The organism is Intrasporangium sp. (genome assembly GCF_036566125.1).
In the GTDB taxonomy this organism is placed as follows: Bacteria; Actinomycetota; Actinomycetes; order Actinomycetales; family Dermatophilaceae; genus Intrasporangium.
The window spans coordinates 1-8,559 of sequence record NZ_DATCWX010000181.1 but is presented as its reverse complement, the minus strand read 5'-3'; the positions used below and the strand labels follow the sequence as shown (position 1 = coordinate 8,559).

The following is an 8,559-nucleotide window of genomic DNA, read 5'->3' as shown; positions in this document are numbered from 1 at the left end:
CGAGCGTGGCCGTCCGGCCCAGCCAGAAGACTGACGAGATCGGCGCAAGATTCGCGCTGCCGTCCTCGTTGAGCGTCGAGACGAGCACGACCGGCGTGCCCCAGTAGAGGATGGCCGGATCGACGGGCTCGTGCACGTGGCTCCGAGCGGTTTCCGGGGCCGTCACAATGGAGGTGGTCATACCCGGAGGACGCCGGAGGGATTCCGTCCGTGAGGTCGCCTGCACACTGTTCCGGGTCGGTTTCGTCGACGTCTGGTCTGGCGCCAGTACGGGTGGACGCCCGGCGGGTCGCGAAGCGCGACGGCTGACGCGGCACGATGGGAGCCATGACCCCGGCTGCGCCACGGGATACACCGCCGAGCGATCGGCCGCTGCCCCCATACCTGACCGCCACCGCAAATGAGCTCGCGCACGAACGGGTCTCAGGGGCGGACGAGGACGTCCACTTCACGGAGCGCACAGCCGCCGCGGTGATCGAGCGCCTCACGGATCCGGGCGACCTCGTCCTCGACCCGTTCGCCGGCTACGGGACCGCCTTGGCCGTGGCAATCCGTTTGGGCCGCAGAGCAATCGGCGTCGAGATCCTTCCCGAGCGCGTGGACCTGATCCGTGGAAGGGCACCCGAGGCAACCGTCATCGAGGGAGACGCCCGCGGCCTTCATCAACTCGTCGGCGGGCCCGTCGACCTGTGCCTCACCTCGCCGCCCTACATGACGGCCAATGCACACCCGCACAATCCGTTGACCGCGTATGAGACGGTCGACGGCGATTACCGCACGTACCTCGAGCACCTTGCCCGGCTCGCTCGAACCGTGCATGACCTGCTTCGGCCCGGCGGACACCTCGTCGTCAACGTGGCCAACATCCGGCACGAGAGCCACACGACGGCCCTGGCGTGGGACGTCGCGCGCGCCGTCGGCGGCGTCCTGCCCTTCGTCGGCGAGACGGTCATCGTGTGGGACGTGCTCCCCCACGACTTCACGGGGGACTACCTGCTCACCTTCCGCCGGCAGTAAGGCGACGTGACCGCACGTCCCAGCCCAGCGGCATACGGCCAATTCCGTATGCCGCTGAGCCGGGACCGCGCGTTCGTCCCCTTGGGTGGTTGGCTCAGCGAGCGTGCTTGGCGAGCTGGAGCCAGGTGTCCACGACCGTGTCGGGGTTGAGGGACATCGACTCGATCCCCTCGTCGAGGAGCCACTCGGCGAGGTCGACGTGGTCCGAGGGGCCCTGGCCGCAGATGCCGACATACTTGCCCTGCGCCTTGCAGGCCTGGATCGCCAGGCTGAGCATCTTCTTGACGGCGGGGTCACGCTCGTCGAACGATCCGGCCACGAGGGCCGAGTCGCGGTCGAGGCCGAGCGTCAGCTGCGTCATGTCGTTGGAGCCGATGGAGAAGCCGTCAAAGTGCTCGAGGAAGGCGTCGGCGTCGACCGCGTTGGACGGCACCTCGCACATCATGATGACCTGCAGGTCGTTCTCGCCGCGGCGCAGGCCGTGCTGGGCGAGCAGGTCGATGACTCCCTCCGCCTCGGCGACGGTGCGCACGAAGGGGATCATGATCTTGACGTTCGTCAGGCCCATGTCGTCGCGGACGAACTTCATCGCCTCGCACTCCATCGAGAAGCACTCTGCGAAGTCGGCCGACAGGTAGCGCGAGGCTCCCCGGTAGCCGATCATCGGGTTCTCCTCGTGCGGCTCGTAGCGCTCTCCGCCGACGAGGTTGGCGTACTCGTTGGACTTGAAGTCGGACATGCGCACGATCACGGGCTCCGGCGCGAAGGCGGCCGCGAGCATCGCGATGCCCTCGGCGAGGCGCTTGACGAAGAAGTCCCGCGGGCTGTCGTAGGCGGAGATGAGCTCGGTGATCTGCTCGCGGAGCGCCGGCTCCTGGTCGTCGAGCTCGAGCAGCGCGCGCGGGTGGATCCCGATCTGGCGGTTGATGATGAACTCGAGCCGGGCCAGGCCGATGCCGCTGTGGGGCAGGCGTGAGAACTCGAAGGCCTGCTCGGGGGTGCCCACGTTCATCATGATCTTGACCGGGACGTCCGGCATCTCGTCGAGCGCGGTCTCGGTGACGGTGAAGTCGCGCAGCCCGTCGTAGACGAAGCCGGTGTCGCCCTCGGCGGCGGACACGGTGACCTCCTGGCCGTCCCGGAGCCGGGCGGTCGCGCCGCCCGTCCCGACGACCGCAGGGATGCCGAGCTCGCGAGCGATGATCGCCGCGTGGCAGGTGCGGCCGCCGCGGTCGGTGACGATGGCGCTGGCACGCTTCATGATCGGCTCCCAGTCGGGGTCGGTCATGTCGGCAACGAGCACCTCGCCGGACTGGAACTCGTGCATCGAGGCCACGTCGGTGAGGACGCGCACGGCGCCGGCGCCGACCTTCTGGCCGATGGCGCGACCCTCGACGACGACCGGGCCGCGTTCGTTCATGCGGAAGCGCTGGAGGGTCGACGAGCTCGCGCGGGACTTCACCGTCTCGGGGCGAGCTTGCAGGATGTAGAGCTTCCCGTCGATGCCGTCGCGGGCCCACTCGATGTCCATCGGGCGGCCGTAGTGGTCCTCGATCTTGACGGCGTGGCGGGCGAGCTCGGCGACCTCGTCGTCGGACAGGCTGAAGCGGCGCTGCTCGGCGGGGTCGACGGGCACAAACTCGGTCGTGCGGCCGACCGAGGCGTCGTGCGTGTAGACCATCTTCGTCGCCTTGGCGCCGATGCCCCGCTTGAGGATGGCGGGACGGTCCGCGGCGAGCGCCGGCTTGTAGACGTAGTACTCGTCCGGGTTGACCGCGCCCTGGACGACTCCCTCGCCGAGGCCGTAGGCGCTCGTGATGAAGACTGCGTCGGGGAAGCCGGACTCGGTGTCGATGGTGAACATGACTCCGGACGCGCCGATGTCGGATCGGACCATCCGCTGGACGCCCGCGGAGAGCGCGACGACCGAGTGGTCGAAGTTGCTGTGGACGCGGTAGGCGATGGCCCGGTCGTTGTAGAGGGAGGCGAAGACGAGCTTGATGGCGTGCAGGATGTTGTCGATGCCACTGATGTTGAGGAAGGTCTCCTGCTGCCCGGCGAAGGAGGCGTCGGGCAGGTCCTCCGCCGTGGCGCTCGAGCGGACGGCCCAGCTCACGTCGTCCGTGCCGGCGGCCGCGACGAGCTCGTCGTAGGCGGACCGGATCTCCTGCTCGAGGTCTGCCGGGAACGGCTGCGACTCGACGGCGTCGCGGATCTCCCTGCCCACCTCGGCGAGGCGGCGGACGTCGTCGACGTCGAGGTCCGCGAGGAGCGCATTGACCCGGTCGGCGAGTCCCTCGTGCGTGAGGAAGCGGCGGTAGGCGTCGGCCGTCGTCGCGAAGCCGTCAGGCACGGAGACCCCCGCCTTGGCCAGGTGCTGGACCATCTCGCCGAGGGACGCATTCTTGCCTCCGACGGACTCGACGTCGTCAAGGCCGAGCTCGCGGAACCAGAGGATGTTGGCGGTCATGGGTTGTCCTTTCGTCGGCGGTGACGGTGGCTGGGCCGCGCCTAGGCGAGGTTGTTGAGTCGTCTGGTCTGCATGATGACGGCGGCCATCTCCTCGACCGACATCGACGCCGAGTTGATCGACGGGATCCGGTGCTGGTGGTAGAGGGCCTCGGCCCGTCTCAGCTCGTAGCTGCACTGGGCCAGCGAGGCATAGGTCGAGCCGGGTCGGCGCTCTCCGCGCACCTGGCTCAATCGGGCGGGGGTGGAGATCAGTCCGAAGCAGCGGTCGCCGTAGGGGCGGATGGGCCGGGGGAGGTCGCTCGAGCGGAAGTCCTCCTCGACGAGCGGGTAGTTGGCCACCTTGATGCCGTGCTGGAGGGCGAGGTACATCGAGGTGGGCGTCTTGCCGCACCGGGATGGGGCGATGAGGATCAGCTCGGCCTGCGGGAGGTTCCGCAGACTCTGGCCGTCGTCGTGCTCCATGGCGAACTCCACGGCCTTCATCCGCTGCTCGTAGCGTCGCAGGTCGCCGAGCCCGTGCAGTCCGGCGCGGTTGTGGCTGGCGTTGACGTGCAGCACGCGCTCGATCGCGTCGAGGTGCGAGCCGAAGAGGTCGATGAAGGCGCACTTGGTCTTCTGCAGCTCCGTGCGGACCTCCTCGTCCGCGACCGTCGAGAAGACCAGCGGCGTGACTGAGCTGGTCATCGCGGCGTCCACCTCGGCCACGACCTCACGCGCCACCTCCACCGTGGTGATGAAGGGGATCTTGCGCCGGAGGAAGCGGACTGTGGGGAACTGGTTGAGCATGAGGTTGCCCAGCGTCTCGGCAGAGATGCCCGTCCCACCGGCGAGGAAGAACACCGGCGTGTCGGCGACGCGGTCGGGGGCACTCACTGCGCCACTGTGCCACAGCAGCAGAGCCGGATGCTCCCGCGTCCGCGTTGGTGGGGTGGAAAAGCGTTGGCACCGCTGAGGGAGAGAGGCAAGGGTGGCCAGGTGCGACTTCATGAGGACCAGCTCGAGCTCACCGACGACATGGTGGCTGCTCTCGTCGGCGAGCAGCTACCAGACCTGCGCGGCGCGAGACTGTCACGCGTGCCGTCGAACGGCACTGTCAACGTGCTCTATCGGCTGGGTGAGGACCTCGTCCTGCGCTTCCCGATGCAGGGCGATGACCCCTACACGGTGTGGGCTGGGCTCAGTGACGAGGCGGAGCACGCGCGGCGGCTCCTGGGGCGGCTACCGGTGCGCTCGCCCGAGCCCGTGTCGATCGGCGAGCCGGGTCACGGCTACCCGCTGCCCTGGGCGGTCTACCGATGGTTGCCGGGAGTGCCAGCGTCGCAGGTCGACCTGGCGGATTCCGTCCCCTTCGCCGAGCAGCTCGCCGGCGTGGTTCTCGCAGTGCGTGAGATCGACACCGAGGGCCGTGTGTTCACCGGCGAGAGACGCGGCGGCCGGCTCATCGACCATGACGCCGGCGTGCGGCGCTGGCTGGGGCAGTCGCATGGATTGATCGACGTTCCGAAGGTCGAGGCGCTCTGGTCGCGGTTGGTTCTCACGGCTCGGGACGAGGCACCCGACGTGTGGACGCACGGCGATCTCATGCCCGACAACCTCCTGGTGCAGGGCGGACGCCTGTCGGCTGTCATCGACGTGGGACTCTCCGGCCCTGCTGACCCAGCCCTCGACCTCCAGCCGGCGTGGAACCTCCTCGCCCCGTCCGCCCGCCGAGCATTTCGCGAGGCACTCGCGGTCGACGACGCCGAGTGGGACCGTGGCAAGGCGTGGGCGCTGGCCCAGGCGAGCGGCTGCCTGCCGTACTACCGGCTGACGAACCCCCCGATGTCGCGGCTCGCGCACCGAACACTCACCGCCCTCCTCGATGATTAGCCGGCGTCCGTCCCTCGCTCCTTCCGACGATCGGAGAGGTCAGGCAACGGAGGGACCGGCGGGACCTGGAAACCCTCGATCGGTCGTCCGTAGGTGCGCTCGTACCACGTGGCGTAGGCAGCGACGGCGGTCGGCAGGGTCGGGAAGATGAGCTCCGCACCGACCTTGTCAACGAACCCAGCGGCATCGAGCGAGTCACGCATGTCCTGCTTCACCCGCGCCATGGCGAAGCCGATTCCTTCCTCCTGCAACGTGATCCGCAAAGCGTCGAGCGCGTCCACAGCGGTGAGGTCGACCTCGGTGTTGGCCTCGGCGTTGATCAGGAGCCACTCCACGGATCCCACCGTTTGCGCGTCGGCGACGGCTTGGAGAGCGCGCTTCGCGAAGTCGTGGGAGTTGGCGAAGAACAGCGGCGAGTCGTAGCGATAGACGACGAGCCCCGGCACCTGCACGGCGTCCGAGTAGTCGTCGATGTCGTGCATCCCGGCAACGTTGTGGACGTAGCCGAGCACGCCGTCATGCGGGTGCACGATCCGGCGCAGCAGGTCGAGCACGGAGAGGCCGACGGCGACACCGATCCCCGGCAGGACCCCGAGGACGAGGACCGCGGCGGTCGTCGACAGCGACAGGACGAGCTCGCTGCGCCGGAAGGCCATGATCCGGCGCAGCTCGGCGACATCGATGAGTCGCAGTGCCGCGTACACGACGACGCCGCCGAGGGCGGCCGCGGGGAAGGTGGCCAGGATCGGGCCGAGCCACAGCATCGTCGTGACGAGCAGGACGACCGACACGAGGGAGTGGAGCTGCGTGCGCGCACCCATGGCATCGGCAAGGACGGTGCGGCTACCGCTCGAGCTCACCGGAAAACCCGATGCCAGGCTCGAGGCGATGTTGGCCGCACCGAGGGCGACGAACTCCTGGTTGCTGTCGATCGTCTCCCGACGCTTCAGGGCAAAGGCGCGGCCCGTGAGCACGTTGTCGCTGTAGGCCACGGCAGCGACTCCGATGGCGGCCGGTAGCAGCTGCAGGACCTCCACGTCGCCGAGCCGGGGCAGGCTCAGCGGGGGCAACCCCTGGGGGACCTCGCCCACCACGGCGACGCCCTGGTCGACGAGCCCGAAGACCTGCACGACGGCCGCTGCGCCGAGCATCGCGATGAGCGGCCCCGGCCACCGTTTCGCCCATCGGCCCATCGCGAGCAGCGCGGCGAGGACGGCCATCGCAAGGGCAAAGGTCGGCCAGTGCAGCTCGTCGAGCCGCGTCACCGTGTCCCAGAGCTCCGCGAAGAAGGATCCACCTTCCACGTCGATGCCGGTGATCTTGCCGAGCTGGCTGACGATCATGAGCGCCGCGATGCCGGCCATGTAGCCGACGAGCACGGGCTTGGACAGCAGCTCGGCGAGGAACCCGAGGCGGGCGAGCCAGGCGAGCACGCAGACGACGCCGACCGCCAGGGCGAGCAGCGCGGCCAGCTCGGCGTGACGACCGCCGGCCGCCCCCGCGATCGCGCCGACGCCGGCGGCGGTCATCAAGGCCGTCGTCGACTCAGGACCCACCGACAGCTGTCGCGACGAGCCGAGCAGGGCGTAGACGAGAAGGGCCGGAGCCGATGCCCACAGCCCGGTGATGGCGGGCAGGCCCGCCACCTCGGCGTAGGCCATCACCTGTGGGATGAGGTACGCCGAGACGGTGATGCCCGCGAGGACGTCGCCACGCAGCCACACGCGGTCATACGACAGGAGCACGCCGAGCCCGGGGGCGAACCGAGTCCATCGAGTCCCCCGGACCTGCTGTCCCTCGGTCACCTGCCGAACGTACCGCGGGAGAACAGGTGTGACGCAGCAGACGCGTGCGGTCGGCCACAAGTCGCCGCCGGCGAGGCTGCCAGGGGGTGGACTGGGTCCAAAGGAAGAAGGCGTCATGAGGACCATCCGCCGGCCCAGGAGCCGCTGGCTCGCCGCAGCGGCGATGACACTCGCCCTGTTCCGGTCAGCCAGCGGCAGTGAGACCCGGGACGCCGCGCTCGGATCGGCTTCGTGAGGTGGAGACGATGCGTGAGTGCCAGTGCCCCCTCGACCTTCTTCCCTCCCGGACCCGGAGTGCGGGACGCGATGACCGCGTCCGCCCGTGGGTCCCCCATGACGCCCGCCCAGCGGTGGACGAGTACGGACCCAGCGCCACGAGCCCTCAGGCGCCCGGGCCCCACGATCCCGACGGGTCGATGACCCGCGCACCAACGGCACTGTCGGCCGGGTGCGCACGGGTCTCCAGCCGTCGACCCGTCGTGGAATTCGGCCGTATGCCGCTGGGCTGGGCGATCTCGCCGGTGCCCTGACGTCCAGGGCGGGACCTTCGTCCCTTGCCGTCAGGGCACGCGAGCGGATCGTGGCGTCTAGGACTCAAGCTCGGGCCTCGCGCGAGACACGGGTCTCGGGAAGGGCGCGACCTCGGTGCCGCAGGTCTCTGCGAGTCCCCGTAACCGAGGAGGTTGCCATGCGAGTACTACCTCAAGCCACGTCGCCCGGCGTGACCTCGAAGCGCGATGCGCCGTCCCTCGAGGCGACAAAGGGTGTCGGTCGCTTCGGGTTCCACTTCATGGAGATGTGCGCCGTCATGTGCCTCGGGGGAGGTCTGCTGGTCGCCGCGTTCTTCTGGGTCGCAGCGGTGGTCGGGATGCCTGACCTGCGTCAGCAACATCCGGAGCTGGCCGCGTTTGCCATTGCCTGCATTCTTGCGGGGGCGATGGCCGCGTGGATGCGCTTCCGCGGGATGGGCTGGCGGCCCACCCTGGAAATGGCCGGGTCGTCAGTGGTGTCCGGCCTCGTGCTGGTCCTCGCCTACTGGCAGGGCATCATCTCGGCCCGCGCTCTCCTTCCCGCCGTCTGCACCTTGGCCTGCGTGGCCATGCTGGCGGTCATGCTGCTGCGTATCCCGCTGTACGCCTCCAGCCACGGTAGTCACCGAACGGGCGGCGGGTGACGCACCCTCGTCCGCCACCGGCAGGGCGGGCGCGTCCTCAGTCGACGGTGCGGAAGTTTACACAAACACTTGACAAACCTTGGTCAGACAATCGCACAATGGGATCCCACCGGCTCCTCCGGAGCCTGGCCACCACCTCAAGGAGTCCCCATGAAGAAGCTGACCGCCACGCTTGCCGCCGCCGCCCTCGGCACCCTCGCCACCGTGGCCGTGGCCGGCCCC

The 8,559-nt window shown here is 69.1% G+C and carries 6 protein-coding genes and 1 pseudogene; 3 read left to right on the top strand and 4 right to left on the bottom strand.

Features of this window, described 5'->3' with window-relative positions:
• A pseudogene (locus VIR15_RS10830) lies at positions 1–181 on the bottom strand (hypothetical protein); the annotation flags it as partial.
• A 146-nt stretch (positions 182–327) separates the two neighbouring features.
• On the opposite strand from VIR15_RS10830, the gene VIR15_RS10825 reads away from it, so the two are divergent.
• The gene (locus tag VIR15_RS10825; RefSeq protein ID WP_331927487.1) at positions 328–1,017 is read left to right on the top strand and encodes a TRM11 family SAM-dependent methyltransferase; all 690 of its coding nucleotides are present in this window, start codon (positions 328–330) and stop codon (positions 1,015–1,017) included.
• Between the two features lie 94 nt (positions 1,018–1,111).
• Here the strand turns inward: VIR15_RS10825 and ppsA are convergent, their stop codons facing one another.
• Together ppsA and VIR15_RS10815 are read right to left on the bottom strand one after the other, a co-directional pair.
• A complete protein-coding gene (gene ppsA, locus VIR15_RS10820) occupies positions 1,112–3,487 on the bottom strand; it encodes a phosphoenolpyruvate synthase (protein ID WP_331927486.1) in 2,376 nt (791 codons plus the stop codon).
• Positions 3,488–3,528: 41 nt separating this feature from the next.
• Positions 3,529–4,362, bottom strand: a complete 834-nt coding sequence (locus VIR15_RS10815; protein WP_331927485.1) for a pyruvate, water dikinase regulatory protein — start codon at positions 4,360–4,362, stop codon at positions 3,529–3,531.
• Between the two features lie 102 nt (positions 4,363–4,464).
• Here VIR15_RS10815 and VIR15_RS10810 point away from each other — a divergent pair, with 102 nt between their 5' ends.
• Positions 4,465–5,358, top strand: coding sequence for an aminoglycoside phosphotransferase family protein (locus VIR15_RS10810; RefSeq protein WP_331927484.1), 894 nt, complete (start codon positions 4,465–4,467; stop codon positions 5,356–5,358).
• Here VIR15_RS10810 and sulP read toward each other — a convergent pair.
• A complete protein-coding gene (gene sulP, locus VIR15_RS10805) occupies positions 5,355–7,163 on the bottom strand; it encodes a SulP family inorganic anion transporter (RefSeq protein WP_331927483.1) in 1,809 nt (602 codons plus the stop codon). The two genes, VIR15_RS10810 and sulP, sit on opposite strands and share 4 nt — an antisense overlap.
• Before the next feature lie 688 nt (positions 7,164–7,851).
• Between sulP and VIR15_RS10800 the strand changes: the two genes are divergently transcribed.
• The gene (locus VIR15_RS10800) at positions 7,852–8,337 is read left to right on the top strand and encodes a hypothetical protein (protein WP_331927482.1); all 486 of its coding nucleotides are present in this window, start codon (positions 7,852–7,854) and stop codon (positions 8,335–8,337) included.
• Positions 8,338–8,559 lie beyond the last annotated feature (222 nt).

Excerpts from the sequence above, each read along its gene's own strand:
- VIR15_RS10800 (WP_331927482.1), top strand. The coding sequence starts at position 7,852 with ATGCGAGTACTACCTCAAGCCACGTCGCCCGGCGTGACCTCGAAGCGC.
- VIR15_RS10825 (WP_331927487.1), top strand. The coding sequence starts at position 328 with ATGACCCCGGCTGCGCCACGGGATACACCGCCGAGCGATCGGCCGCTG.
- ppsA (WP_331927486.1), bottom strand. The coding sequence starts at position 3,487 with ATGACCGCCAACATCCTCTGGTTCCGCGAGCTCGGCCTTGACGACGTC.